1 protein-coding gene is annotated in these 599 nt (G+C 67.3%); it reads left to right on the forward strand.

The window, feature by feature from the left end; genetic code table 11:
• Positions 1–599, forward strand: a 599-nt coding sequence (locus tag JWG43_RS17705; RefSeq protein WP_205244275.1) for a substrate-binding domain-containing protein, incomplete at both ends; no start/stop codon positions are given.

A 599-nucleotide genomic window follows, 5' to 3' on the forward strand; every position in this document is an offset into this window, starting at 1 on the left:
CCTGCGCGAGACCCGCAGTTACACCTGGGGCTTGGTGATCCCCGATCTCACCAACTTCGGGTTTGCCAGCATTGCCCGCTCCCTCGAGGCCCACTGCCGGGAGGCGGGGATCCAGCTGCTGATCGCCTGCTCCGAGGATGATCCCGCCCTCGAGCAGCGGGTGGTGGACAACCTGATCAGCCGTCAGGTGGATGGGCTGATTGTTGCCTCCAGCGGCCACAGCGATGACATCTATGCCCGCATTCACGACCGCCTGCCGGTGGTACAGCTCGACCGTCACATCGGCGAGTCGCGCTTGCCCATGGTCATTTCGGACGCCTGCAAGGCCACCGCCGAGCTGGTGCGGGACATGGCGAGCGAGTGCGGCGCCGAGATCTACTACTTCGGCGGCTTGCTGGATCTCTCCCCCAGCCGTCACCGGCTGGCGGGGTATGAGCTGGGGCTGCACCGCGCCGGACTGGAGGCAGACCCGGCCCGGGTACGCCATAGAGACTATCAGCCGAGCTCCGGTTATCAGCTGATGGCCGAGCTGGTGGCCGAGCTCGGCGCACCGCCCCGCGGGCTCTTCACCGCCTCCTTCACCCTGCTGGAGGGGGTGC

This window comes from Desulfobulbus alkaliphilus (assembly GCF_016918545.1).
Taxonomy (GTDB): Bacteria; Desulfobacterota; Desulfobulbia; order Desulfobulbales; family Desulfobulbaceae; genus Desulfobulbus; species Desulfobulbus alkaliphilus.